This window comes from Streptomyces sp. NPDC033270, assembly GCF_055576575.1.
Window position 1 is genome coordinate 110,920 of sequence record NZ_JBVIRA010000026.1, and the last position, 26,784, is coordinate 137,703.

Here is a 26,784-nt window from a genome sequence, read left to right on the forward strand (position 1 = left end):
ACGCCGTTCGAGGTCGTCTTCGAGGTGAAACGCATAGGTGTGGGCCTTTCGGGATGCCTGCGGGCGCTCCCGGGGCCACCTACGTCAGATGAACCGCACAGCCATGTGGGAGGAGAGCACCCAGCCTGATACAGCGTTAACGGGTCTCACCTCCTCGGTCGATCATGTGAACGACGACGGTATCAGGTCATTGCCCCGCACTCCGTCACCGGTGCACCCTGAAAGTCCTGTGAAGACAGACATGTTGCCCGTTCCCGAGGCCGAGATCTACTACGAAGTGCGCGGATCGGGCCCGCCGCTGCTGCTCGTCAACGGTGGTGACGCGGACGCGGCCATGTTCGCGCCGCTGGCCGGCCTCCTAGCGGACGACTACACCGTCGTCACCTTCGACCTGCGCGGCAACTCCCGCAGCCGCCTCACCGGCCCGCCCCGGGCACGGCGGATCGAGGAGCACGGCCATGACGCCCACCTCCTGCTCGGCGCGGTCGCCGGTGAGGAGCCGGCGTATGTCTTCGGCACCCGCTCAAGACGCTGCTGCACCGTACGACGCGGGCCCTGGCGGAGCGGGTCGGCACCGGGGTCGTGGGGTTCCCCGGCGGACATGTGGGCTTCCTGTCACACCCGGCGGACTTCGCCGCGGCGCTGCGCGAGGCCTTCGGAGCCATCGGGACCATCGGGACCATCGGAGCCATTGAAGCCATCGGGGGAATGAGCGCAGGCTCCGCGCGCACACCCCACCACGCCCGCCACACCCCACCACGCCCGGCCACACCTCACCACGCCCCGCCACATCGCATCGCACCGCATCGCTCCAACTAGTGGCGCCGGCCCTCGCCGTGTGGCCGAGAACAGATGGATCGCGGCCCCCTCACCGAACACCCGATCCCTATGCTGGCGGCATGATCGATGTACCGCTTTCAGCGTTGGAAGTCGCCATGGTCCAAACCGGGACCCGAGCCGAGAAGACCCTGCGCGACACCACCGCCTTCGCGCAGGGAATGGAGCGGCTGGGCTACCACCGGGTCTGGTACGCCGAGCACCACCACTCGCCCGCCATCGGCGCTTTTCCGCCAGTCGTGCTGACCGCGCACTCCGCCGCCTCGACCTCGGCCATCCGCCTCGGCTCGGGCGGCGTACTGGCACCCAACCACGCCCCCCTCGCGCTGGCCGAGCAGTTCGGAACGCTGGCCGCCCTGCACCAGGGCCGCATCGACCTGGGTATCGGCCGTGGCCCGGGCACCTTCGACGAGACCACCGCACGGGCCCTGCGCCGCGGAGCCGGACCGACCACGGACGCGGAGTACCACGACGACGTGGCCGCGATCCTGTCCTTCCTGGTCGACGAAGTCGCACTGGACCCGCTGCCCGAGCCCTGGCTGCTGGCCTCCAGCACCGCGGGCGCCGCTCTCGCGGCGAGCCTCGGCCTGCCGATCGCCCTCGCACACCACATCCGTCCGGACAACACCCCAGCGGCGCTGGAGCGTTACCGTGCCGACTTCATCCCGTCCCGTTGGTGCGAGCGACCTCGGGTCCTGCTGTGTGTCGAGACGGTGTGCGCCGAGACGGAGGAAGAGGCCGCATGGCGGGGCGGACCGATGAACGTGGTCAAGGCCGGCCTCCTCAAGGGCCTCAGCGAGACGCCCTTCCCCACGCCCGAGGACGCGGCCGCCCACCCCTTCACGCCGGAGGAGCTGCGGGCACTGGCCGCCTTCCGCGCACAGCAGGCCGTCGGGACACCCGAGACCGTCGTGACCCGGCTCGCGGAGCTGGCCGGTGCGACCGGAGCGGACGAACTGATGCTGACCACCCCCGTCTACGACCTCGACGACCGCATCCGCTCCTACGAACTCATCAAGAAGCACACCGACGTCACGCCGGCGCCGTAGGAACGCTGTTCGCCGCCGCTACTTGGGAGCCAGCGCGAAGCGGAGCCCGGTGTGGTCGATGGTGCGGGGCAGCGGGGCCGGTGGGACGAGGGGGCGCCGGGGGAGCAGCAGCAGAGCCCTGTGGTCGCGCAGGAGGGCGGCGAGGAACGTCGCGGCGGTAAAGAGGACGAGGTCCTGCCCCGGGCACTGCGCAGGGCCGCGGCTGAAGGGAGCCAGCGCCCAGTTGTCCTGGTTGCGGCCGTCGAGCCAGGCGTCGGGCTCGAACTGGTCGGCGTACGGCAGGTGCCGGGTGTCACGGTGGAAGAAGGAGCTGTAGAAGACGACACCGGTGTCGGCCGGGGTGGTGGTGCCGTTGTGCCACGTGGTCTCCGCGGTGGTGTCGCGGAGGATGGCCAGCGAGGTGGGCCACAGCCGCAGCGACTCCAGGACGCAGGCACGCAGCAGGGGCAGTGCGTCGGCGGTGGCCGGCCGGTCGGGTTCGATGCCGTCGATCTCGGTGTGCACGCGGTCGGCGTGTTCGGGGTGGCCGGCAAGGAGGGCGAGGGCGCTGAACGTGGCGATGGCGGCGGCATCGTAGGCGAAGAGCCAGTGCGGGATCTGCCCTGCGGGTTCGGCCCCTTCGGTGCACGGGGCGGCGGCGACCAGGGCGGCCAGGCTGTCGGGCTCGGCACGGTCCACATACCCGCGCACGCCGGCGAGGAACGCCTCGCGGGTCCGCTCCTTCGGCCTGCGCAGACTGAGCCAGTTGGCGTCGGCGCGCAGTGCGTCCAGCAGTTCGGTGATGCGGTGGTCGTCGCGGGCGGCGTCCCCGAGCACGACACGGCGGATGACGCGCCAGAAGGCCGCGGAGAAGTCGTCCCAGTCCAGGGGCCGGCCCGAACCGCGGTGGAGGTCGAGCAGGGCCTGGGCCTCTGCACGGACACGGGGGGTGAGGGCCGGGAAGAGCCGGTGCGCGGGGGCGCCCCAGTCGAGGACGGCCTCGTTGAACGCACGGCGCTCGGGGCGGACTTCGCCGGCGGAGATCAGCACTCCGTCGGGTTCGAAGTGACGCAGACCGCGGGCCTTCTCCCGGGCGGCGGGGGTGAGGGTGGCGGGGGTGGCGGTGAACATGTGGCGGGCGTCTTCAGGGGAGAGCAGCAGCAGTACCCGCCGCCCGGGGACGGCGACCGAGACCGGGCCCGCGCCGTGCCGTCGGCGCAGGCGCGCCAGGGTGCGATGGGCGCTGCGGTTGGTGTCGAATCTGGCGGCGAGGCGGACCATGCGGGGGCGGCGCAGGATCGCCCCCTGGGCCAGGGTGGGGATCAGGACGGTGACGCCCAGCAGAACCGTCTCCAGGGCCGACGCTCGTGCGGGTGACCGCTGTTGCATATCGCTGTCCCTCTCATGCTCGCGGTACGGGCAGTGCGGGAGGTCCGGGAGTGCCGGACCGCTGGGCGGGCAGGTCGTCGGCCCCGGCCGTGGGGCAGTTCGTGGCCGACCCCTGGTCGCTGGTCATACCGAGGCGCAGATGGAGCAGGGTGGTGAGCCCGTCGATGGTGCGGTTGCTGCGCAGCAGCTCCATCGGGGGGATGTCGATGTCGAACTGGTGGCGCAGGGACGTCAGGAGTTCGGCGGCCATGAGGGAGTCGAGCCCGTACGCGTCCAGCCTGCGGTGCGGATCGAGGGCGTCCGGGTCCATCTGCATGACCCTGGCCAGCAGCTCGGTGATGGTGTCCTGGAGCGCGGCGCGGGCCTCTTCGGGAGGGAGCGTGGCCAGCGTGGCGAGGATCTCCTCGCGGGATCTGCTGCCCTGCTCGCTGTACGAGGGCAGCAGCAGGCTGTGGCGCGGGGCGTTGAGGCCGGGGAGGAGACCGCGAGCACGGCCCCAGTTGTAGCGGCACACTCCGGCCACCGGGGTGTTGCGGGTGAGCAGATCGTCGACGGCGGCGAACGCGTCGCGGAGCCGGAGGGGCTCCAGGCCGACGGCGGAGAGCTGGGCGCTCAGGTCGTTGCGGATGACGTATCCGGTCTCGCCGAGCGCTCCCCAGGCGATGGCCTGGGCCGGAAGTCCGGCCGCGCGCCGCTGCCGTACCAGGGCCTCGACGAAGAGGTTGCCCGCGACGTAGGGGGCCTGGTGCAGATTGCCGATGTACGCGGCGTCCGAGGAGACCAGGAGGAACAGGTCCAGCCGCCGGTCGCGGGTGAGCCGGTCCAGCACCAGTGCGCCGCCCGCCTTGGGCGCCAGTACGGCGGCGAAGCGTTCTTCGGACAGCTCGCTCAGGGGCGCGTCGTCGAGGTGCATGGCGCAGTGCACCACGCCGCGCAGCGGATGCCCGCCGGCGTCGATGTGGTCGAGCAGGGCACGCATGCTCGCCAGGTCCGTGCAGTCGGTCGTCCGCGCGGCCACGTGGACGCCGCGGCGGGTCAGCGCGTCGAGCAGCGCGGGGGCCTCGGGAGCGGCCGCCCCGCGCCGGCTGACCAGGACGAGGTGGCGGGCCCCGCGGTCGGCCAGCCAGTGCGCGGTGGCGGCCCCGAAGCCGCTGAGCCCGCCGGTGACGAGGTAGGTACCCTGCGGATCCAGGGCGGGCCGGGCGGGGCCGGCTTCGACGGTCACGGGTTCGTCGAGGGGATCGAAGGCGACCACGACCTTGCCGATATGGCGGGAGTGCTGCATCAGCTCGAACGCCTCGCGCACCCGGGCCGCCGGGTACACGGTGTGCGGCAGCGGCCGGTAGGTGCCGTCGCGCACTCGCTCGCCGACCTCTTCGACCAACCGGAGTGCCTCGTCGGGCTGGTGCATCAGGGCGAGCAGGTCGACGCCGAAGAAGGCGAGGTTGTTGCGGAACGGGGCGAGGGAGAGCGGCTTGTTCTCGTGGATGTCGCGCTTGCCGAGTTCGATGAACCGGCCGCCGGGACGCAGCAGTTCGAGGCTGCGGGCGATGGCCTCGCCGGCGAGGGAGTTGATGACGACCTCCACGCCTCGTCCACCGGTGAGGCGTCGGACCGCTTCCGCGAAGTCGAGGCTGCGGGAGTCCAGCGCGTGCTCGGCGCCGAGGACGCGCAGGAGATCGCGTTTGGTCTCGTTGCCCGCGGTGGCGATGACGCGGGCACCGCGCATGCGGGCGAATTGGAGTGCGGCCAGCCCGACCCCGCCGGCCCCGCCGTGGATGAGGACCGTCTCCCCCTCCCGGAGCCGGGCCAGGTGCTCCAGGCTGTAGTGCACGGTGGAGAAGGCCACCGGAAGGGTCGCCGCGGCCTCGAAGCTCATGCCGTCGGGGATGAGCTGCAGCCCCTGGGCGGGAGTGGTCACGTGGGAGGCGAGCGCCGCGGGTGCGAGGCCGAAGACCCGGTCGCCGACGGCTGTCGTGCCGACGCCGGGCCCCACGGCGGTGACCACGCCGGCGCACTCCATGCCGAGTGCCGTGAACGGGGTCCCGTCGCCGCACTCGGATGGCAGTAGTCCGGTCACGGACATGATGTCCCGGTAGTTCAGCGCGGCCGCCCGTACGGCCACCGTCACCTCCCCGGCGCCTGGTTCCCGGTGCTCGGCCGCCTTCCAGCCGAGGGTGTAGGAGAGCCCGGGGCTGCGGACGTCCAGGGCGTACGGGGTCGACGTGGGCGCGGTCACGTCGGGCAGCGGCATCTCGCGGGGGACGAAACGCCCTCCGCGGGCGAGGAGGATCTCGTCCTCGTCGCAGGGCGCGAGCAGTTCGCGGGTCAGCCGGCGGGCGTCGTCGGTCGAGTCGCCGGACCGGTCGAGACTGATACGCCGAACGCTCAGATCCGGACACTCGTTGGCCAGTGTGCGGGCGACACCCCAGGCCGCGGCGTCGACGGGTGACTGGGCGCGTTCGGGAGCGGGGAGGGCGCCGCTGGGCCGGGTCACCAGCCACAGCGAGTTGCGGCCGCGCGGGGCACGGGCTTCCTGGGCCTGTGCCACGTCATGCAGCAGAGTCGCCCGTCGGGCGGTGTGCTCGCTGAGTTCCCCTACGCCGGAGGGTGCGCGATCGGCCAGGATCAGGACCAGGTGGCGCTCCTCGGCCGTCTCACCGGTGCCGCGGTTCCACACCGCCCGTACGTCCTCGTCGGCCCGGACGAGCCGGACCGCATGCCGTCCACCGGAGGTGAGGAGTGCGGCCGCGGCGTCGGCGAGCGGCTCCTCCGCGGGCGTTTCGGTGACGAGGACGAACGCTGCGCTCTCCGGACGGGCGGGAGGTGCGGGCGCCGGCTCACGGGGCCTTCGGGGAGCGGTGGCCAGCATGACGGAGGCGGAGTTGAGCTCCGACTCGCAGTCGCCCCCGGTCTGGGCGATCTCGGTGAAGCCGCACCGCTCCAGCAGCGGCGGCCACTCCTGCCGGGGCAGCAGGGCGGAGCGCGGGCGCAGCTCACGGTCGGTGTGGTGGTGCCAGAGGCCGTCCACGGCCCCGTACCAGGGTGCCAGCTCCTCAGGGCTGTGGTTCTCGATGCTCAGGAGACGGCCACCGGGGGCCAGGAGAGCGGCGATCCAGCGCAGGGTGGCGGTGAGATCCTTGCAGGTGTGCAGGGCGTTGGAGGCCACCACGAGGTCGAAGTCGCCCTCGGCCAGGCCCTGCTCCGCCGGATCCATGTCGAGATCGAATGTGCGGTACCGCACGAAGTCATCACGCGCGAAGCGCTGTTGGGCGCGCGGGAGGAAGAACGCGGACACGTCCGTGTACAGGTACGTGGTGCGGTCGGGCGGCAGGACGGGCAGCAAGGCGCCGGCCAGGCCGCCGGTGCCGGCGCCGACCTCGAGGACGCGCAGCGGGCGGTCCGCCGGCCAGCGTCGCGCCAGGTCGCCGGCCAGCGCCTGCGCGATGCGGTGGTGGAAGCGGCAGTAGGGCGCGGTGTCGAAGAACAGCTCCAGGGCGTGTCCCGCCCCCTCACTGGTCAATGTCTCCATCGGGTCGCGTTCCCCACGGAGCAGCGGCATGATCCGCAGCCCGTTGCGTACCACCAGCGCCGCCTCGTTGACGGAGGCGGGGAACTCCGACAGTCCTGCGCCGAGCAGGTCCAAGGACTGCCGTTCCGTGGAGGTGAGCACCCAGCGGCCGGGCGCCGCGCGAGTGACGAAACCGAGCCGCTCCAGGACGGGCAGCTCCATCTCCAGCAGCGGAATGTGCTTCGCCAGCATTCCCGCCGCGGTCAGCTCCGCCGGTGTGAAGGAGCCGGAAGGATCGGGCAGGAGGCGCTCCAGGGCGGCCGCGAGACATGCCGCGAAGTACGTCTGGGTCCCTTCCATCGTCTCGGCGAACCTCAACGATTGCCAGGACCGGCGCAGTTCCGCGATCCGCTCCTCGCAGGCGGCGACGATCAGCCGGGAGTCGGGAAGCGGGTCCGGCGCGGCCGGGACGCCGGGATGTGGTGCGGCGCGGAGCACGGTGTGATGCCGGGTCACGGGTGCGTGCACGGGGTTGGCGAGGCGGCGGAGGCGGCAGCCCTTCAGCTCGACGGTGACCGTGCCGTCCTGGTCGGTGACGGTGATGTCCCAGCACGCCTCGGCCGGGTCGCAGGACCGCTCGCGTACGTGGACAAGCCCCTCGGCAGCGGGCGTACGCCAGACGTGAACGGCTTCGAAGGCCGAGGGCAGGTAGGCGTCGCCGTGGGCTGCGAGCCCCTCCAGCAGCGGTGAACCGGCCTGCAGGGCGCCGTCGAGCACCGCGGGGTGTGCGGTGAACTGCCGCTGCGGGCCGGTGTGTCGGTAGGCGGCCAGCACTTCGCCCGCCCCCACGTGCAGCTCGGTCAGGACCTGGAACGCCGGTCCGTAGGCCAGCCCCCGCTCCGCGAGCACCGCGTACTGGTCGGCGGCGGCCATGCGGCGCGTGCAGCGGGCCAGGATGCCGGCCGGATCCAGGGGCCCGGGGGCGCTGCCGATGCGCTGCCGGACCCGTGCGCGCACATGCGGCCGCGGATCGACGGCGTCCTCGTCGGTGCTGGTGATGGTCGCCACTTTGTCGTCCGGGTTCAGCGCGAGCTGGGTGTGGACGCTGGAGGCGTCGGCCCAGGGGAGGGTCAGCGGGCTGCTGATGTCCATCCGGTCCACCGACACCGCCGTCCCCAGCGCCCGCTCGCCCGCCGCCAGGAGCATCTCCAGATAGGCGGCGGCGGGTACGACGACGGACCCCGCCAGCTGGTGATCGGCCATCCATGGCACCAGTGCCGGTTCGACGGCGCCGTGCCACACTGGGTGCGGGCCGGGCATCCGCTCACCCAGCAGGGGGTGCTCCACCTGGCCGTTGCCGCTGCTGCGCACCCATTCGTGCGGAGTGCCGTTCCAGTGGCGCTCGCGCTGCCAGGGGTAGGCGGGAAGGTCCACCACCCGGCCCGGACGCGGGAAGTACGCCGTCCAGTCGATGCCGGCGCCGGCGGCCATGGTCGCCTCGACCGCCGTGCGCAGCGCCTGGCCGCCGTCCGTCGCGCGGCGCAGCGTGGGCACGACTGCCGAGGTCCCCGCGCGTCTGCGACCGCCGGCCCGGCGCAGGTAGGGCCGTAGGACCGGGTGCGGGCCCAGCTCCAGCAGGATGTCCGCGGCGTGGTCCAAGACGGCCTCGACCGTGGGGCCAAACCGCACCGGCTCGCGCACGTTCCGCCACCAGTAGGCGGCGTCCAGCTCGGTTCCGTCGATCGGCCGTCCCGTCACCGTGGAGAACATCGGCACGTGGGTCGGGGAGGGCGCCAGGCCCGCGAGGGCCCGCAGCAGCGGCTCGCGGAGAGGGTCCATGGCCGCGCTGTGGAAGGCGTAGTCCAGTTCCAGCATCGTGCAGACGGTGCCCCGGGCGCTCATCTCGGCTGCCAGGTACCGAAGTGGTGTCTCGGGACCCGAGATCGTGACGTCCCGGTCGGAGTTGACGGCCGCGACCACCAACTCCGGTTGACCGGACAGAATCTCAGCGGCCTTTTCCTGCGGCAGGGCGAGGGCCGCCATCCGGCCGCTCCCGGCGGTCGGCGCCTGGGCGCGGGACCGCTCCGCGATGACCCGCGCCGCCTGCCGAAGGCTCAGCGCCCCGGCCACGTGGGCGGCGGCCACCTCGCCCACACTGTGTCCGAGCACGGCCGACGGGGTGACGCCGCGCTCACGCAGCACGGCCGCCAGGGCGACCTGCACGGCGAACAGCAGCGGCTGGGCGACCTCGGTCGCCACCAACTCGGCCTCCGTGACCGTGCCCAGCTTCTTCGCCACCGACCAGCCCAGATGCGGCAGCAGCGCCGCGTCCACCACCGCGAGTGCGGTGGAGAAGGGCCCGTCACCGTCCAGGAGGCCGGTGCCCATGCCCGCCCACTGCGACCCGTTGCCGGAGAAGACGAACGCCACCCGGCCGTGCTCCGTCGCCTCGCCGACCGCCCCGCCGCTCTCCCCACGTGCCTCCTCGCTCTCCTCTCCCGGTCCTCCCTCTCCCGGGAAGAGCGCCGCCAGCCGGTCGGCCGCCTCCCTCGGCCCGTCCGCGATCACCACGGCCCGGTGCCGGTGCGCGCCCCGCCGCATGGTCGCGGTGTAGGCGAGGTCGTAGAACCGATCCGGCTCGGTCCGCGCGAGCCGTTCGGCCATACGGGCCACCGCCGCGCGGAGCGCCTGCGGGGTACGCGCCGACACCAGTACCGGAAACGCCGTGTCCGTGGCGGGTGCCGCCGCTCCCGCCGCATCCGGTACGACCGGCTCGGCGCCGACGATGACATGGGCGTTGGCGCCGCCGAAGCCGAAGGAGCTGACGCCCACGACGGGGCGCGAGGCGTCCGGCAGGGGAAGGGCCTTGGCCACCGGCGCCAGGTTCAGTCCGGCGAAATCGATGTCGGGGTTGGCCGGCTGGGAGTGCAGCGAAGCCGGAGCGGTGCGGTGACGCAACACCAGGAGCGCCTTGAGCAGCCCGGCGATGCCGGAGGCGGGCTCCAGGTGGCCCAGGTTCGTCTTCACCGACCCGATCGGCAACGCCCTCGCCCGCCGGGTCGCCAGCGCACGGCCGATGGCACGGCACTCGGCCGGGTCCCCGACCAGGGTGCCGGTGCCGTGCGCCTCCAGGTACACCAGCTCGTCGGGGAGCACGCCCGCCTGCTCGTACACCTCGCGCAACAGGTTCTCCTGCGCCCCGGGGTTGGGCAGCGAGACTCCTGCCGTACGGCCGTCACTGTTCGAGCCGCTGCCGAGGATCACCCCGAGCACCCGGTCACCCTCGGCCCGCGCGTCCGCCAGCCTCTTGAGAACGACCAGTCCGCCGCCCTCGGCCCGTACGAAGCCATCCGCCTCGGCGGAGAAGGCCGCGCATCTGCCCCGCTGCGAGAGCATGGACGCCTGCGAGAAACCCACGTAGTGATACGGGCTGAGCAGCACGTTCGCACCCGCGGCGAGCGCGCTGCGACTGGTGCCGTCCCACAGTGTGCGGCATGCGCGGTCCAGTGCCACCAGCGAGGACGAGCAGGCCGTGTCGATCGCCATACTGGGGCCGCGCAGGTCCAGGTAGTGCGAGAGACGGTTCGCCGCCAGCGAGGACGAGGCTCCTGCCATGGTGTAGGCGTTCACCGAGCGCGGCCTCGCGAACTGCAGCGCACCGTAGGAGGCGTCGCAGATCCCGACGTAGACCGCCGTGTCCGAACCGGCCAGCACGCGCGGGGCGATCGCGGCGTCGTCCAGCGCCTCCGCCGCCAGCTCCAGCAGCAGCCGGTGCTGGGGGTCCATCTGGGCCGCCTCTCTCGGTGTGATGCCGAAGTACTCGGCATCGAAAGAGGCGATGTCGGAGAGGAAACCGCCCGCGGCGGTATAGCTCTTGCCCGTGCGCGGCATGCTCGTATCGATGAAGCGGGTGGCGTCGAACCGTTCGGCGGGCGCTTCACCGACCAGGTCCCGGCCCGCCTCCAGCGCCTGCCACAACCCGTCCAGGTCGCCGATGTCACCGGGCAATCGGCAGGCGGCTCCCACGATGGCGATCGGCTGGTACCGGCCAGGGGGGTTGCTGACGCTCATACGCCCTCCTCACGTGGTGCCGGGGTCGACGGAGCGGGCATGCCGGCAATGCTCCAAGAAGTCCAGGCGCGGCACGAGGGCGCAGAACTCCGCACCGGCCGCGCCGGCCCCGGCTTCGTGAAGCCGCGTCAACGCACTGAACAGGCCTTTCCGTTGGGTCGGCGCGGTGGCTGGACGGCGAGAGCCGGCAGCAAGTTCACCGTTGTGGGGGACCACTGTTTATGCAATTATCTGCCGTTTTGGCGGGCCCCTGATGCTGCCCGGCGGTCAGGCCGGCAGGTGGTGCGCATGGGAGAGGCGGCGTGCCGTGGCCAGGAGGGCGTGGATCTGGGGGCCGGACTGGTCGATGTCGGTCACCGGGGTCTTGAACGGCAGCCGGACGTCGTGGTGGGTGTCGGGGTATTCGAGGCGCAGGGTCACGCCGTAGCGGTCCATCGCCACCGGGAGGGCGCGCAGCATGCCGCTGCCTGGGCGAGGGCGGACGAGGCGCAGCAGCAGGGGGACGAGTTCGCCGTGGTCGTCCATGAGGTGGGTCAGCATGCGCGCTTCGCTGGTCGCGATCGGGTCGAGTGCGGTCACCTCCAGGGAGTGGAGGTCGACGTAGGTGCGCCCCTGGGCGTCTTCGAGGACCGCCTGGCCGAACTCCATGCAGGTGCTCTCGGCGGCCCGCGCGCTGTACGGGGCGGCCAGCAGCCCGGTCACCGTGACACGGGCGCGCACCCGGTCGCGTACGGGAGTGGGAGCGATGTCGGTGAGCTCCAACCGGACCGGGATGCGCGTCGCCGTCTGGGCGTCGGGGTCCTCGCACGGCGCGTGCAGATGGAAGTGGCCCATCGCGCCCGCGCCGTCGAGACGGCGCACTTCGGTGTGCAGCCCGTCGCTCACCACGGTCATCGAATGGGCGGCGGCCAGGACCGACCGGACGCGCTCGGCGGCGGTCGGTGCGGCGGCGCGGGTGGGGAAGAGGCGCATCCGGGTGCTCCAGACGAGGGTAGGGAGTCGTAACCACTGACGGCTACTTAGGTAAGCCTAATCTAACCTGGCCTAACCCTGAATCTCCCGTTCCCCCCGGCAGAGCCGTGATCACGGTGCGCCCCCGGGCGCGCTGCCTGACGCCAGGAACCGACCTGATTTCGCGGCCAGTTGGCGCCGCAGATACTCCGCCGCGTCGTCGGGTCGCATCCGCGCGAGGGCGACCAGACCGGTAATGACCACGTCCGCGACCTCGGCGTGCACGTCCTGCCAGGTGTGGCTGTCGCCCTTGCGGGGATTGGTGCCGCGCACACCGATGACGGCCTGCGAGGCCTCGCCCGTCTCCTCGGCGATCTTCAGCACCTGCAGCGTCCACTGCTGCGCGTGATCCAGCCCGCGCTCGTCGTCATGCGCGGTGAAGCGACGGGCCAGGTGCCCAATGGTGTCCCAGACGTATCCGTCCAGGGTGGCGTGCCCTTCCGAGGGCGGCGGTGCCGGCTTCGGCAACGTGGCCGTCCGCTGTTTTTGGCCGCCGGCGGCGCTGCCGTCGATCGGGTAGCTGTGCACCGGTGACAGGCCGGGCAGAACACCCGGCCACACCGCTTCCAGCGCCTGGGCGGACGGCACGAAGACCGGCCCGAGGGCGGCGAGGGAGTGCGGGTCGTGCCACTCCCAACGCTGGAACCGGTGCGGTTCGGGCAGGGCGGGCGTGCCCGACCACGCGGTGACACGGACCACCGCGGACAGGCGCCTGACGTCCTCCCGGTCGTCGTGGAGGATCGTCAGTAGGCGCGCGTCACCCGGCTCGGCCGTCAGCCCGGTCTCCTCCGCCAGCTCCCGCACGGCCGTTGCGGTGACGTGCTCTCCCGGCTCCACGCGCCCACCGGGAAGCTCCCACATCCCACTGGTGGACCGGCCCAGCAGCACCCGCCCCGAGTTGTCGGTGACCACCACGCACGCGCCGAGGACCGCCTGCGGCCTGGGGCGCCCCTTCTCCACCGCGCTGAAGGACGCCTTCGGGGCGCCCGCCGTGTGATCAGTCATGACCATCCCATCTCGGTGTAGTGACGGCCTTCCCGGATCGCCTCGATGGCCGCACGGGTGTAGGGCACGATCGGCTCCGGAAGCGCCTCCGGACGCCACCAACTCCAGTCCAGGCATCTGTCGGGCTCGCGGATCGACGGCACGCCCGCCCAGCGCCGGGCGCGGAAGATCATCTGCATGCGCGGCCGGGTCCCGGGCGTATCGACGAGGTGGACCGCGTGCGCATACTCGACGTCGCCCGGGTAGATCGCCAGGCCCGCTTCTTCCCGGGCTTCGCGGACGAGGCAGGCGACGGCGGATTCTTGCTCGCAGTGACCGGCCAGGAAGTGCCATGTGGAGCCCGCGTAGGCGGAGTCGGGGTGGCGCAGCCCGAGCAGCACCTCGCCTTTGCTGTTCTCCAGGTAGAGGTGGACGCCGATGACATGGGGCACGGCTCGTCCACCCGGGGCCGGAGCGAGCCCGGGTGGGTGGGGAGGCCGGTGGGTGGCGGGATGTCTCTCGGCGTGGCGGCGGATCAGACTGCGGGTCGACGGGGCCATCCGCAGGCGCGGCATGACCTCTGGCCGAAACCAGTGCAGCATGACGCCCTCGGTCAGCGGCAGCGTCGCCGGGTCGCCGGCCCACCGGCCTGTGAAGATCTGGATCGGTACGACGGTGCCGTCGCTGCTGTGGGCTTCCTCCATGGCGAAGGGGGCAAGGCCGATGTCGAGGCCGGCCTCTTCCCGCAGTTCTCGGCGCACCGTCTCTGCCAGTGACCGGTCGCCTGGTTCACGGCAGCCGCCGAGCAGGGACCAGCACCCCGGCTCCCAGATCCCGGGACGCTCGTCCCGCAGGTGCAGCAGGTATGCGCCGGCCCCGTCGTGGATCAGTGCCGACGCGTTCGCCCGCCCATGCTCCGGCGGCGAGGCGGAGTCGACTGGTGAGTTGTCCTCTTTCACGGGTGCGCCGTCCTGGAGTCGGTGGTGGGGAGGCACGGTCCGCAGGCTCGATATTCGAACGCGGCGGGTCCTTCCATGCGGACGGTCAAGGGGTTCAGGGTTCCTCCCGGGGGAGCGAGGAGTACAGGTGCTCTAAGAACGGCCCGGATCGCGACCCGTAACGGGTGCGTCGGAGGCAGATCGTGAACGCCTGTTCTGATCGCCGTGGAGGGTGCTGCGCTTGGCGCTTGGGGCCGGGTTTCGAACAGCTCCGATTGCCCCGAGCCGCGGCTACGGCGTGAGCGCCACCGTTCGCGGCAGCAGCCGGGCGAAGGGCCACTGCGGCCGGTGGCAGAAGTGCTCGCCGCGCGCCTCGACCTCCCGGGCGGCCGAGGCGCTGATGCGCCGCGCCTCGTCATGGGCGCCCGCGGTGTGCAGGGCGTCGGCGGGTCAGTTCCGTGCGCCGGCCATCAGCGTACGGAACCAGTCGAGCGTGGCGTCGAGCGTCGCCTCCAGCGGCGTCGGACGGAGGCCGAAGGACCGCTCGAACGCCGAGGAGTCCACGATCTGCGGCTCGGTGTGCTGGTAGAACATCTCCGCGTACTCGCCCATGAAGGTCGCATCGAACGGTCCGAAGGGGCGCGGCTCGGTGAGCACCACCCGCCGCAGCGGGCGGTCCACCCGCTCCTCGATCATCGAGTGGATCTCGCGGGTGGTACGGGCGGGCGCGGTGGGCAGATGCCACACCCGGCCGTCGCCTTCCGGGTCTTCGCCGAGGGCGGCCAGTCCCGTCGCCACATCCTGGATGGCCGTGTAGCTGTGCGGGAGGTCGACGTCGCCGAGCGCGAGGACCTCGCCGCCGGTCAGTGCGGGCGGGAACACCGCGCCGCCGAGCGTCGAGTTGAGCACGCCGGGTCCGACGAAGTCGGCCGACCGGCCGAGGACGACACGGGCCCGCCCCGCACGGTGAGCGGCGAGATAGGCCTCGTCCAGCTGTGCGCGCATCACCCCCTTGCGGCTCGTCGCCCGCCAGGGAGTGTCCTCCGTCATCACCTCACCGTGCGTCGGGCCGTACGGATACAGCGTGTCCAGGACGACCAGCCGTGCCCCGGTGGCCTCGACGGCGTTCAGTACCGCCTGCTGGACCCGGGGCATGACCTCGGTCTGCTGGTGATAGGCGACGTTCACGCAGTGGTACACGACATCGGCGCCCTCTACGGCGGCCAGCGCCCCGTCGCGCGTGCTCACATCGGCGGCGCGGCGCCGCACGCCGCCGGGGGCGCCGTCCGGCGCCGAGCGGCTGACCAGCCGTACGTCCTTGCCCTGGCGGGCGAGCTCGGCGGCGAGCGTGGTGCCGGCCGGGCCGGCGCCCAGAACGGCATGGAGACGGCGTGCTGCGACAGACATGGCGATTCCTTCTCTCCGGGATGGCGGTGGATCGGATGGATCGGATCAGCGGCGGGCGAGGGCGGTGGAGCGGAAGCCCTGCGCCTTTCGCTTCACCACCTCACTTCTGTTAGAGACCATAACTCTTGCGAACGTCCATCGCAATTGAAGTGATGGTTACGATGAGCGAGGGCCGCTCACACATGTCGTCCCGCTGCCCCGCAACGCAGGAGGAGACATGGCCGCCGAGGTACGAAGCCCCCGGGCGCGCTACCGCGAGCAGAACCGTGCGGAGATCAAGGCGGCCGCGCTGCAGCAGCTCGCCGAGGGCGGCGTCCAGGCCGTCGCGCTCACCCGGATCGCCAAGGACATGGGACTGTCCGGGCCGGCCCTCTACCGCTACTTCGCGGGCCGGGACGATCTACTGGGCGAGCTGATCCGGGACGCCTACGACGACGTGGCGCGGGCCATCGCGCAGGCCGTCGGCGACTCCGCAGGGGACGCGCGGTCCACCCTGCACGCCCTCGCCGGCGCCTACCGGAGCTGGGCCGTCGCGCAGCCGCACCGCTATCTCCTGATCCAGGGGACGCCGCTCCCCGGTTACGCGGCTCCGTCCGACACGCTGCAGCGCGCCCGGGCCGTCCTGGGGCCGTTTCTGAAGGTGTTCGCCGCGGGTGTGCCCGCCGAGGCGCTACGGCCGGTCGTCGCCGAGACGGACGCGTGGGTGCGCAAGGACGACGGCGTCGCGGACTGGGTGGCGCAGCACACCGGGCTGCCGCCGCACGACAAGGCGGCGGGCACCGCCCTCGCCGGTACGGTGCTGGCCTGGTCGCAGCTGCACGGCACGGTCGGCCTGGAGGTATCCGGCCACTACGCCGGGATGGGGCACCACGCGTCGACCTTGCTCACCGCGCAGATCGACACCCTGGCCGACTCCTTCGGGCTCTAGGCGTATTGATCACGAGCGTTGCCTCGGGCAGGCTCGTGTGCATGGTTTCGGTGGTGCAGAACGTGGCGATCGACTGTGCGGATGCCTATGAGCTGGCCCGATTCTGGAGCGAGGTGCTCGGTTGCCCGCTGCACCCGGAGGACAAACCGGGTGCCCCGGAGACCGAGGTGATGCTGCCGGAGGGTCCGCTGCTGTACTTCAACCAGGTGCCGGAACCGAAGACGGTCAAGAACAGGATCCACCTGTGCCTGCGCCCGAAGACCTCGCGCGAGGAGGAGGTCGACAGGCTGCTCGGCCTCGGTGCCACCCTGGTCACCGACCGCCGGGAGAGCGACGGCGCGGGCTGGGCCGTCCTCGCCGACCCTGAGGGCAACGAATTCTGTGTGCTCCGCAGCGAGGCCGACCGGGCTGCGATGTCGCCTTGAGGCATTGGCTCAAAGGCCGTGCCCCGCAGCGCAGTCACAGCCACTTGTCGATGGCGGACGGCCCGGTCGTAAGGCCGGGAGGGAGCCAGGCCGGGAGACCATGCCTCACAGAGACGCAAGGACGCGGCGGCGCAGCCCGGTGGTGCCGGGTGCCTCGCGGGCCTCCCGCTGCCGGGGGTGCGGGACGTCCAGGACCTCGCCGGACGTGAGCAGGGCGATCCGGTCGCCGAGGTAGAGGGCCTCGTCCACGTCATGGGTGACGAAGACGACGGTCGCGCCGGTGCCGCGCAGGATCTCCACGAGCAGGTCCTGCATCCCGGCGCGGGTGTGCGGGTCGAGCGCGCCGAACGGCTCGTCCATGAGGACCGCACGGGGCCGCCCGGCCAGCGCGCGGGCCAGCTGGACGCGCTGCCGCTGCCCGCCGGAGAGCTGGTGCGGCAGCTTGCCGGCGTGCCCGGCGAGGCCGACCCGCCGCAGCCAGTCGTCGGCGACCCGCCGCCGCTCGGCCCTGGCCACCCGGCGGATGGCCAGCGGCAGTTCGACGTTGGCGCGGACGCTCCGCCACGGCATCAGGGCGTCCTCCTGGAAGACCAGCGCCCGGTCGGCGGCGGGCCCGGCGATTGACGCCCCGTCCTGGGTGACCCGGCCGCCCAGCGGGGGCAGCAGCCCGGCGAGGGTGCGCAGCAGCGTGGACTTGCCGCAGCCGGACGGGCCGAGCACGGCCACGACTTCGCCCGGCGCGATCCGCAGCCGCACGGTGCCCGGCAGGGCCTGATCCGCCCGATGGCCGAGCAGTACGTCGTCCAGGGCGAGTTCGGCGCCCTGCCGGACGGGAGCGGTGCTCGTGGGACTCGCGGGACTCATGGGACGGGCTCCTTGTCGAGGGCCGGAGCGGGGGACGGGGCGGCCGGGGGAGCGGCGCGCAGGGCGCGGCGTGCCGCACGGGACGGGGCGCGCTCGGCCGGGCGCGGCAGCCAGGAGGTGGCGCGGCGGCCGAGGAACTCCACCGCGGTGGAGGTCAGCCAGCCCAGGGCGCCGATGGTGGCCATGCCGACGAAGACGCCCGGATAGTCGACGACCGTGTAGTCCTGCCAGGTGCGGTAGCCGACTCCGTACTCGCCGGAGATCATCTCTGCGGAGATCACACAGATCCACGCGACGCCGATGCCCACCGAGAGCCCGCCGAAAATGCCCGGCAGCGCGCCGGGCAGCACCACCGAGAACAGCACCCGCAGCCGGCCGCCGCCCATGGTGAGCACGGCCTCCTCCCATACGGGCGTGAGCGCGCGCACCGCGTGCCGGGTCGACACCAGGACCGGGAAGAACGCCGCGGTGAAGGTGATGAACACGATGCCCTGCTCGTTGGTGGGCAGCAGCAGGATCGCGACCGGGACCAGGGCGATCGCCGGGACCGGCCGCGCCACTTCCACCAGCGGGCCGAGCAGGTCGGCGGCCCACCGCGACCGGGCGATCGCCGTGCCCGCCGCCACCCCGAGGGCCGCGGCCAGCAGGAAGCCGAGCACGATGCGGCGCAGGCTGTGGCCGAGGTCCTGCCAGTACGTGCCGGTGGCGAGCCGGTCGCCGAAGGCGGATGCCACCTCGCCGACCGTGGGGAACTGGCCGAACCGCAGCCAGAGTTCGACGTCCAGGGAGGTCAGCAGCTGCCAGAGGCCGAGGGCCGCGGCGAGCGAGGCGGCCCGGACCACCCAGCGGCCCACGCTCATGACGCCCGCCCCACGGCGTCCGCGTAGCTGACGACCCGGGCCCCGGCGTGCCGCTCGATGTACGTCTTCGCATGGGCCGGGGTGACAAAGGCGCGCAGGTCGGAGCCGTCCGCGACCCACACCGCCCGGTCGGCGAACCAAAGGGTGCCGGTCAGCGCGTCCGGCACGTACGCGGCCCGCACCTGGGCGCCCTTCGTGGCCTTCAGCAGCTGCTTCGGGCTGTCGAAGGTACGGGTGGTGGACCGGCCCTTCAGCCACAGCTCGGCCTTGGCGGCGCCCGCCTTGGGCCAGGAGGCGGCGCGCGCGGCCCGCCGCAGCGGTGCCGGGTCGACGAAGGAGTCCACGTCGACGTCGCCCACCAGCCTGGCCGCCTTCAGGATCGGGACGTCCTTCTTCAGCGCGCTGATCAACTCCGGGCGCAGCGCCGGGTCGAAGGTGGCGATGCCGTGGGCGCCGTTGTAGAGGTAGACCACCTCGGCGGGGAGCCCGGTCTCCTTGGCCACCGACTCGGCGGCGGCCACCGGGCGGGTGCGCAGATAGTCGGTGGCCCGTCGCTGTGCCTGGAGGAAGTCGTCCAGGACCCCGGTGCGTTCCTTGGCGAACTTCTCCCGGACGGTGACGCCGTGGAAGGTCGGCAGATTCAGGTCGGCCCCGTCGTACAGGGCCTTCGCCTTGCCCTGGTAGGCCAACTGGCCCGGCCAGGCCACGAACTGGGACAGTGCGTCGACGCTGCCCCCGGCCAGGGCGGACGCGCCCACGCTGGGCTGCTGGTTCAGCTTTTCGATGCCCCGCTCCGGGTCGATCCCGGCCTGCTTCAGGGCTCGGACCAGGGTGCCGTCGGCGGCCGAGCCGACGCTGGTGGAGACCTTCTTGCCGCGCAGGTCGGCCAGCGAACGCAGCGGCGAACCGGGCGCGGTGACCACGGTGTTGAGGCCGCCGCGCAGGTTGTAGCCGGTGACCGAGACGAGCCGCGTCGGCTGCCCCAACTGCCGGCCGCGGGCCGCGTTGATCAGCAGCGGGAAGTCCCCCATCGACCCGATGTCGATCTTCCCGGCGGTCATCTGGGAGGTGATCGGGGCGCCCGTCGCGTAGTCCTGCCACTTCACCTTGTAGCTGATGCCGTCCCTCTTGCCGCGGGCCGCGAGCTCGTCCTCGAAGTAGCCGAGGGAGCGCAGCAGCGTTCCGGCGGTGACGGTGTTGAGGGTCTTCGACTGGTATCCGACGGTCACGGTGACGGTCTTGGAGTCCTGGGCCCCGGCCGCGCCACCGCACGCCGTGGCCAGCGGCAGCAGGGCGAGCGGCAGGAGCCGGGCGAGCGGCAGAAGCCGGGGGGTCGGGACAACAGGCATGACTGTCTCCAGAGAGGGCGGTAGCGGGAAGTCGCGGGAGGAAACGGGGAGGTGGGGCAGGCGGAGCGGGTCAGACGGAGCGGTGCAGCACGCCGCTCATGGTGATGCGGTCGCCGCGGAAGCGGATGAACTCCAGGTCCACGGGCCGCCCGTCGGGCAGATGCGTCAGCCGCTCCAGCATCAGTACGGCACTCCCGCGCGGAGCCTGCAGCACCGCGGCGGAGTGCGCGTCGGCGTTCACCGCTTCGAGAGTGATCTCGGCATGCCCCAGTGGGCCGCCGGTCAGCGTCTCCAGGAGCCGGAACACGTCCGTGGACTCCAGGTCGCAGCCGAGCAGTTCACCACCCACGTCCATGGGCAGATAGGACAGGTCCAGGGAGAGCGGCAGTCCGTTGAGGCGGCGCAGCCGCTCGATACAGAGCACGTCGGTGTGGTCGGGCAGGCCGAGCCGGTGCGCCACCGGGCCGGGGGCGCTGACCGGTCCGACGGTGCGGACCTCGTTGGTGACCCGGCCGTGCTCGTGCAGGGTCTCGGCCAGGCCCTGCAGCCGGTCGAGGCCGTGTGCGTACTTCTCGCAGACCACGACGGTGCCGACGCCGGCCTTCCGCTCCACGAGCTGCTCGCCGCGCAGCAGGTCGAGGGCCAGCCGGACGGTGTTGCGGCTGGCCCCGTAGTCGGCGGCGATGACGTGCTCCAGGGGGAGGACGCCGCGCGGGAAACCGCCCGCCAGGATCTGATGGCGCAGCAGGTCGGCGAGTTGCCGGGCCCGGTCGGCACGCAGCCGCCGACGGCGCGCGGCGGCGACCGGAAGCGAGGCGGGGATGCGTTCTGCTGGCATGGCAGGAAACGTACCGGCGCGGCGGCTCCGATGGTGTTGCGGAAGTATTGCGCCACCTCGCGGCCTCGACCGCACCGCTCTGACCTGCGACATCGACAGCCAACGGCGAAGATCCGCCACCCCGGTGCCCACAACGTGGACAGCCCTTTGCGCACCGCGCCACCTACGCAGGACCGCCCGGACGTACAGAAACCGGCTGCACGCGCTCGGAGCGAGGGTCCCGACCTCTCTCAGGTCGGGACCCTCGCTCTTGCGCCGGGCGCCGGCTCACGCCGGCACCGTCGCTCCTACCAGGCGACCGGCAGGCGCTCGGGGATGCGCTTCATGAAGCGGGTGCGCCAGACGAGCTGGTCGACGGGGACGGCCAGGTGCAGGCCGGGCATACGGGTGGTGAGGGCCTCGATCGCGATCTCGATGTGCTTCTTCCCGAGCGGTACGGCGGGGCAGTAGTGCCCGCCGTAGCCGAACGAGAGGTGAGCGGCCGCGTTGGGCCGGTCGATGTCGATGGTGTGCGGGTCGGGAAACACGCTCGCGTCGGTGTTGGCGGCCTCGACCAGGACGAGGACCAGCTCGCCCTTCTTGATCTCTGTGTCGCCGAGCCGCAGGTCGTCCATGGCCAGGCGGGGCAGTCCGTCGGCGATGGACAGGTTCACGCGCAGCAGCTCGTCCACGGCGGCCGGTATCTTGCCGGGCTCCGCGCACAGCTGCTTCCACGCCTCGGGGTTCTGCAGGAGCGTGAACACGGCCATGGTCAGGGCGCCCATGGTGGAGATGACTCCGGCGCCGAACATGGTGACGCCGACGGTGGCGAGCATCTCGTCGGTGAGGTGCGCATAGTCGGGGTCACCGCGCAGGGCGGCGAGTTCGGCCATGAGCCCGTCGGTGGCGGGGTCGTTGAGCCGCCCGGTCATATAGGCGATGTCCCGGTCCCAGTTCAGGCGCGCCCCGGTGATGGGGCAGGCCGAGTTCATGAACGCGATGTCGAGACTGGACGCCAGCAGCGGTGCGTCGTCACGGGGGATGCCGAGGATGTGGCAGTGGAGGTGCTCGGCGTAGGGGTTGGCGAACTGTCCGCGCAGGTCGACCGGCGGGCCGTAGTCGAGGATGCCGTCGACCAGGTGGGCGGCGTGGTCGGTCATCCACTCCGGCAGGCCACCGGCCCTGGGATTGATCGCCTTGAGTACGGCCTTGCGGAGACCGGCGCCGGTGATGTTGCCCATGTTGTTGACCACCTCGGGCGGGATGGTCAGCGCGTACTGCCGGGGGACGCCGGGGGCGGAGGTGTCCTTGAGGCTGAAGCGGGGGTCTTCGAGCACCTGTCTGCACAGCTCGTAGGAGGAGACGAGCCATGCCTCGTCCCCGGCGATGGTGCGTACCCGGGTGACCGGGGTGGCGCGGAGCCGCTCGATCTCCGGGGGGAGGCGGTCGCCGCGGGGGGAGAACGGGAAGTCGATCAGGGTCGGGGCGGTCGTCACTGCTGGTCTCCTTCGGTGAGAGTGCCGGCGGGGGTGATCACGGCGTGGCCCTGGTTGCGTGTGGCGCGCAGGCCGTGCCCGCGGGAGTACAGGAGATCGGCCATCGGCAATGCCTGGTGGTAGCAGTTGAGCGACGAGGGGACGCCCATGATCGCGGGGGTGTCGATGAACAGCGGCGCTTCGGCGCAGATGTAGTCGAGGCAGACCTGACGCTGACGGTCGGTGGGCCGCTGTCCGTCGAGGACCTTGGTGGTGAGGAACTGGACCACGAGCTGATCGCAGACCTCGCGGAACGCCGGGTCGGTGGACAGCCGATCGTCGAGGCCCTTGCGTATGACCCGATAGGCGGGGATATCCAGCAGTGCGGACATGGGGCGGCCGCGGAGCCTGCTGCCGTCCGGGTCGAGCGCGGCAACGGCGGCGGTCACCTTGGCCCGTACACCGCGCAGGTTCTTCACGGCCTTGCGCTGGGCGTCGACAGCCGGATATCCGAGTGCTTCGTACATGTCGGCGACATGCAGATCCGTATAGATGAGATCGACCTGACGAAAGTTCTCCACTCCCCAGGTGGCGAGGCTGAGGATGCGCTGATGGGTGAAGTAGGAGTTCCCCGGAGAGATGCCGATGACAGCGTGATCACCTTCGTCGGTGATGACCTGGCAGTGCGGGGTGTACGGACGGACGTGAAAAATCTCGGTCGCTGTCGTCAAGAGACGATGTCCCTACGTGCCGCTAGTCCCTGGGAACCCCGTGTTCCCGGTGTGGCGGCGACAGCGGAAACCTACCTGACTGTCGGTTCCGGATGGTGTCGAACCAGGAAGTAACTCCCAGATCAGGCCACCTGGTTGCATTCATATCGCGTTCACAAGCGGGCCCGGTGATCGCGAACGAGCCCGTCGCGAAGCCGCTCAGGCCGAATTCCCGGGGGCCGGGGAAGGCGCGCCGTCCCCCGCCTGCCCGCGCCGGACACTTTGTCCCCCGACCGTCGAACCCGGCCGTCGAACCAGGCAGCCGACCTCCGACGGCACGCGTTCGGCCTTCGCCGTCAGCCCACTCGCTCCTCCACCAACTGCTCCTCGATCAGGTCCACGGCCCGACGGGTGCCGCCCTCGGTGCGCACCTCGGCCCACAGCCATGCCGAGCGGGCGGCGACCTGTGGATCGCCGATGAGTTCCATCAGGGCCGTACGCAGCGCCGCCGCCGTGACGTCCGCGGTGTCGATCCGACGGGCGACACCCAGTTCGACGAGCCGGTCGGCGTAGAGGCACTGATCGGCCCCGCGTGGTACCGCGATCATCGGCACACCGGCGTACAGGCCCTCACCGCAGCTGCCCATGCCGGTGTGCGTCACCCATGCGTCCACCTGCTCGAGGAGCGTCGACGGCGGCACGCACGGCAGCACTTCGAAGTTGGGGGGAATCCGTTCCTCCAGCCGGCCCGGGTCGCTGCCGTTGTCGATCCGCAACACCACATGCCAGCCCGGAAGGTCGGCGAAGGCCGCCACACACTGCTGGTAGATCTCGCGCTGCCCGAGGTGCGCCGAGCCGCCGAGCGACACCAGCAGCACCTTCTTCGCACCGGCCGGCCGCATCCAGCCGCCCGGCTTCTCGCCGGTGCCGCAGCACGGGCCGACGAACGTCACCGCCTTGGTGTCGACCCGGTCCGCATGCGGCTGCATGGCGCGCGGGATCAAGGCCAGCGTCCGCCGCGTCAGGCCGGTGAACTCCGCCACGTTCGTGGTCGCCGCACCGCACCGGGCCAGCCAGGCGGCGAACCGCGCTCGGTGGGCGGAGCCTCCGGGCAGCCCGGCGAACGCCGCATCCATCTCCTCCTGGGCACCCTCCCAGGCCACATGCGTCGGTGACAGCTGGACGAGGCCGCGGCCCTGCGCCTCGGCCAGCACGCGGCCCGCGTACGCGCCGACGTCGTAGAGGTAGAGGTCGGCGGGGGTGTCGTCGTACGCGGCGTGCAGCTGCGGCAGTACGGCCATCGCCTCGTCGAGGAAGAGGGCGGCGGCGGCGATGGGGTCCTGCGGCCACTCGCCGTCGGCGACCGGAAGAGTGGAGGTCAAGCGGACCAGCTCGGCACCGGTGGGGGCGATCAGCTCGGCGACGTGGTCGGCGTTGGCGTACGTCACGCGATGGCCGCGGGCCACCAGCTCACGGATGATCTCCAGGCTGGGCAGCACATGGCCGACCAGAGGCGTGCCGATCATAGCGATATGAGAGGAAGGGGGCATATCGGGAAACTTCCTTGGATAGGGGTCTACGCCAGGCAAACGCCAAGAGGTGCGACTGGGCAACGCGGCAGTGCGCAATAAGGCAACGCGGCGCGCAGTGCCCGGGCCACCGGACGGCATGTCCCCCAGGTTTCCGAGGAGTCTTCACATATGAGTCGATCGACAGACGAAGGGAATCGGTGCAGGCGCGGTGGAGAAGCCTGGTGTTCCGCGCACGAACGACGCGCGGAACACCAGGCTCTCCCGACTCAGTTCCTGCTGATGGCCGAGGCCCTGGTCACCGGCCGCTCCGGGCCGGCACCCGGCCGCAGTCGCCGCCGGCGCACTTGCTCAGCCATTCGGCGAAGTCGGCGTCGTACTTGGTGCCGATGGTGTCGCGGAGCAGGCTGTGGGCCGCGTCGTACTCGCCTGCGCGATAGTGGCCGAGCAGGGTCGCCACGTCGTCGGGGTGCGACTGGAGCATGTAGCGGACGCCCAGATAGCCCCACTGGTAGATGCGGGTGGTGTCGGCGTTGTCGTAAGTGGTCCCGAAGAGCTGGCTGAGCTTGTAGGTGTTCTTGCCCGCCTCCTCGATCGCCCTGTCGTAGGTGACGCCGCGGTACGAGTAGGAGACGTACTCGGCGAATCCCTCGACCCACATCACGGTCGGGGTGGTCTGCCCGGCCGCGAAGTCGCCGTACATGTCGAAGCGGCCGTCGAGGTAGTGGGTGTACTCGTGGTTGAGGTTCCAGATCTGGAAGGCGCCGTCCTGGGCCGGCTGCTCGTAGGCGATGAAGCGCGGCTGATTGCCCTCGGCGGCCGGATCGCCTTCCAGGTACATGCCGCCGTTGTTGGTGTCGATGCCGAAGACGACACCGGCGTAGGTCTTGTAGTCGGTGCTGGAGTTGAAGGCGACGATCTCGATACTGGTGTTCTTGTCGTCCTTGACCGGGCCGTTGTCCTTCACGATGCCGTGGAAGACCGGGTCCTGCTTGAGGATGCTGTCGCAGGTGGCCGAGAGCTCGGACGCGGTCAGCTCCTGCGCGAGGATCTTCGCGCTCGGACCGCAGGTGTGCTTGACCGTCAGCACGGCGTCGCGCACGCGGTTCTGCAGGTCACAGGTGTCGTACTCGGCGCAGTTCGCCTTGTCGAACTCGTCGGTCATCTCGGCGAGACCGACCCAGAGCGGGGCGGTGCGCCCGGTGATCTCGCTGCGGCCGAGCAGCTCCTTGACCAACGGCTTGACGGTGTCCTTGAGGTCGGCGTCCTGCAGAAAGCGGCCGAGTTCGCGTCCGGCGTTGCTGGCCAGGTAGGCCTTGTCGGTGCCGAGCAGATCGTCGTGGGCGACGGCGAAGTCACGCAGTCCGGTGAGGACGCTGGGGTCGGCCTTCACGGCGTCCACGAACTCCGGCAGCTGATGGCCGCGGAACAGCACGGTGTAGGTGTTGTTGACCGCCGCGAGCATCCAGTAGAACTCGTCGTAGGACGCGTTGTAGTCCTTCTGCAGGCGCTTGACGACGTTGAGGTAGCGGGCGTTCTCCGCGGAGCTGTCGATCAGGGTGACCGTCTCCGCCAGGGTTTCGCCGTTGGCCTCGGAGACGTCGAAGGCGTGGGACGAGCCGAAGAAGCCGTCCAGGGCGGCCTGAATGGCGCTCTTCAGCGTCGGGCCGTATTCGCCGACGTTCTCCGGCTGGTTGTACTGGATGTAGTAGCCGGCACGCAGGTACAGCACCACCTGGGCTGCGGAAGTGCTGTTGTCCCCGGGGTAGTTGGCCGCGACGTCCTTGAGGGCGTTCGCCACCGTGACCATCTGTTCCTCGCGGAAGAGGGCCTTGGAGTCCTCACCGGTCACGCTGAACAGCGTGTTGATGCAGGCGGTCTCCGACTGCTTGATCTGCTCGACCAGGGCGGCGCCGGTCTTCGAGGTGAAGTCGCTGACGTTGCAGTCCGCCGCGGCCTTCGCCGCAGAGCGGGCCTTCTTGCGCTCCGCGGCGTTCTGGGCAGCGGGGAGCGGAGGGCGTTGCGCGAAGTGTGCGGTGTCCGTGGCCGATCGCGCGGGGGCGGCGGCGTGTCCGGGCGCGAGATCGGTGGCGAGCACGGTGGCGGAGGCGGGCTGCGGGGCGACAGCCGACCTCGGTGCGGGCTTGGGCGCCTTGACGCCGGCCGGTGCCGCCCCGCCGTTGGGGGCAAGCATGGTGAGCCCCAGGCCGGCGGCGGCCACGGTGGGTATCAGCAGGCGGACGAGCTTGTTGAGGGTGGGGGGTCTACGCATGGCGATGGCCTCCAGGCCAGTCGGCAGCCGTGCGAGGGGCACGGCGGTGGGGGGTACGGACCGTGATGGCACGGGAAGTTGCGCACTCTCGCGGAGCTGTCATGCCCGCCGAAAGTGTGACGGTACAATTTCACAGTTCACATGGCAGTGAAAGAGGGCTGCGCGTAACGGATGAAACTGATGGTCCGTCAGTAATGCGCTCCGCCAGCCGACTTGAGGTCTCCGGACGGAGGCACGCGGCAGCCGAGCAGCGGCGGCCCGCCCACGCCGTCCCTGTTCAGACCAAGGACCAGGACCGGCTGGAGCTGGAGGTCATGCGCGACCACGCGGCGCGACACGCCGCGCAGTGGCTATCTGCCCTCCGAAACGAAAGGCAGAG

At 71.4% G+C, this 26,784-nt stretch carries 18 protein-coding genes; 4 read left to right on the plus strand and 14 right to left on the minus strand.

Going from position 1 to position 26,784, the window contains the following annotated elements; all coding sequences use genetic code 11:
* The first annotated feature begins 241 nt into the window (after positions 1-241).
* Positions 242-712 carry an alpha/beta fold hydrolase gene (locus ACZ5XZ_RS30560; protein ID WP_468983751.1) on the plus strand — a complete coding sequence of 157 codons (471 nt, stop codon included), beginning with the start codon at positions 242-244 and terminating at the stop codon, positions 710-712.
* Between the two features lie 187 nt (positions 713-899).
* Positions 900-1,886 (plus strand): MsnO8 family LLM class oxidoreductase, encoded by a 987-nt coding sequence (locus ACZ5XZ_RS30565; RefSeq protein ID WP_468983752.1) that lies wholly within the window; start codon positions 900-902, stop codon positions 1,884-1,886.
* Positions 1,887-1,904: 18 nt separating this feature from the next.
* On the opposite strand, the gene ACZ5XZ_RS30570 is transcribed toward ACZ5XZ_RS30565, so the two are convergent.
* The 6 genes from ACZ5XZ_RS30570 to ACZ5XZ_RS30595 form a co-directional block, all read right to left on the minus strand.
* The gene (locus tag ACZ5XZ_RS30570; protein WP_468983754.1) at positions 1,905-3,254 is read right to left on the minus strand and encodes a cytochrome P450; all 1,350 of its coding nucleotides are present in this window, start codon (positions 3,252-3,254) and stop codon (positions 1,905-1,907) included.
* Between the two features lie 13 nt (positions 3,255-3,267).
* Positions 3,268-10,836 carry an SDR family NAD(P)-dependent oxidoreductase gene (locus tag ACZ5XZ_RS30575; protein ID WP_468983756.1) on the minus strand — a complete coding sequence of 2,523 codons (7,569 nt, stop codon included), beginning with the start codon at positions 10,834-10,836 and terminating at the stop codon, positions 3,268-3,270.
* Positions 10,837-11,103: 267 nt separating this feature from the next.
* Positions 11,104-11,808 (minus strand): DUF2470 domain-containing protein, encoded by a 705-nt coding sequence (locus ACZ5XZ_RS30580; protein WP_468983757.1) that lies wholly within the window; start codon positions 11,806-11,808, stop codon positions 11,104-11,106.
* 111 nt (positions 11,809-11,919) lie between these two features.
* Positions 11,920-12,852, minus strand: a complete 933-nt coding sequence (locus ACZ5XZ_RS30585; protein WP_468983759.1) for an NUDIX domain-containing protein — start codon at positions 12,850-12,852, stop codon at positions 11,920-11,922.
* The gene (locus tag ACZ5XZ_RS30590) at positions 12,849-13,790 is read right to left on the minus strand and encodes an NUDIX hydrolase (RefSeq protein WP_468983761.1); all 942 of its coding nucleotides are present in this window, start codon (positions 13,788-13,790) and stop codon (positions 12,849-12,851) included. Before ACZ5XZ_RS30590 ends, ACZ5XZ_RS30585 begins: the two co-directional genes overlap by 4 nt.
* 429 nt (positions 13,791-14,219) lie before the next feature.
* On the minus strand, positions 14,220-15,176 hold the full coding sequence (locus ACZ5XZ_RS30595; protein ID WP_468983765.1) for an NAD-dependent epimerase/dehydratase family protein: 957 nt from the start codon (positions 15,174-15,176) through the stop codon (positions 14,220-14,222).
* 217 nt (positions 15,177-15,393) lie between these two features.
* Between ACZ5XZ_RS30595 and ACZ5XZ_RS30600 the strand changes: the two genes are divergently transcribed.
* Together ACZ5XZ_RS30600 and ACZ5XZ_RS30605 are read left to right on the plus strand one after the other, a co-directional pair.
* Entirely contained in the window at positions 15,394-16,104 is a 711-nt protein-coding gene (locus ACZ5XZ_RS30600) for a TetR/AcrR family transcriptional regulator (protein ID WP_468983766.1), read from the plus strand.
* A gap of 41 nt (positions 16,105-16,145) precedes the next feature.
* Complete coding sequence (locus tag ACZ5XZ_RS30605) at positions 16,146-16,529, plus strand: VOC family protein (protein ID WP_468983767.1); 384 nt, start codon at positions 16,146-16,148, stop codon at positions 16,527-16,529.
* A 105-nt stretch (positions 16,530-16,634) separates the two neighbouring features.
* Here the strand turns inward: ACZ5XZ_RS30605 and ACZ5XZ_RS30610 are convergent, their stop codons facing one another.
* The 8 genes from ACZ5XZ_RS30610 to ACZ5XZ_RS30645 form a co-directional block, all read right to left on the minus strand.
* On the minus strand, positions 16,635-17,393 hold the full coding sequence (locus ACZ5XZ_RS30610) for an ABC transporter ATP-binding protein (RefSeq protein ID WP_468983769.1): 759 nt from the start codon (positions 17,391-17,393) through the stop codon (positions 16,635-16,637).
* Complete coding sequence (locus tag ACZ5XZ_RS30615; RefSeq protein WP_468983771.1) at positions 17,390-18,253, minus strand: ABC transporter permease; 864 nt, start codon at positions 18,251-18,253, stop codon at positions 17,390-17,392. The genes ACZ5XZ_RS30610 and ACZ5XZ_RS30615 overlap by 4 nt, the downstream gene beginning before the upstream one ends.
* Positions 18,250-19,602, minus strand: coding sequence for an ABC transporter substrate-binding protein (locus ACZ5XZ_RS30620; protein WP_468983774.1), 1,353 nt, complete (start codon positions 19,600-19,602; stop codon positions 18,250-18,252). The genes ACZ5XZ_RS30615 and ACZ5XZ_RS30620 overlap by 4 nt, the downstream gene beginning before the upstream one ends.
* A gap of 70 nt (positions 19,603-19,672) precedes the next feature.
* Entirely contained in the window at positions 19,673-20,440 is a 768-nt protein-coding gene (locus ACZ5XZ_RS30625) for a GntR family transcriptional regulator (protein WP_468983778.1), read from the minus strand.
* A gap of 287 nt (positions 20,441-20,727) precedes the next feature.
* Positions 20,728-21,915: a cytochrome P450 gene (locus ACZ5XZ_RS30630; protein WP_468983779.1), complete on the minus strand. Its 1,188-nt coding sequence runs from the start codon at positions 21,913-21,915 to the stop codon at positions 20,728-20,730.
* Positions 21,912-22,625, minus strand: coding sequence for a cyclodityrosine synthase (locus ACZ5XZ_RS30635; protein WP_468983782.1), 714 nt, complete (start codon positions 22,623-22,625; stop codon positions 21,912-21,914). Before ACZ5XZ_RS30635 ends, ACZ5XZ_RS30630 begins: the two co-directional genes overlap by 4 nt.
* A gap of 335 nt (positions 22,626-22,960) precedes the next feature.
* Complete coding sequence (locus ACZ5XZ_RS30640; RefSeq protein ID WP_468983784.1) at positions 22,961-24,130, minus strand: macrolide family glycosyltransferase; 1,170 nt, start codon at positions 24,128-24,130, stop codon at positions 22,961-22,963.
* Positions 24,131-24,431: 301 nt separating this feature from the next.
* Positions 24,432-26,405 (minus strand): collagenase, encoded by a 1,974-nt coding sequence (locus ACZ5XZ_RS30645; RefSeq protein WP_468983787.1) that lies wholly within the window; start codon positions 26,403-26,405, stop codon positions 24,432-24,434.
* Positions 26,406-26,784 lie beyond the last annotated feature (379 nt).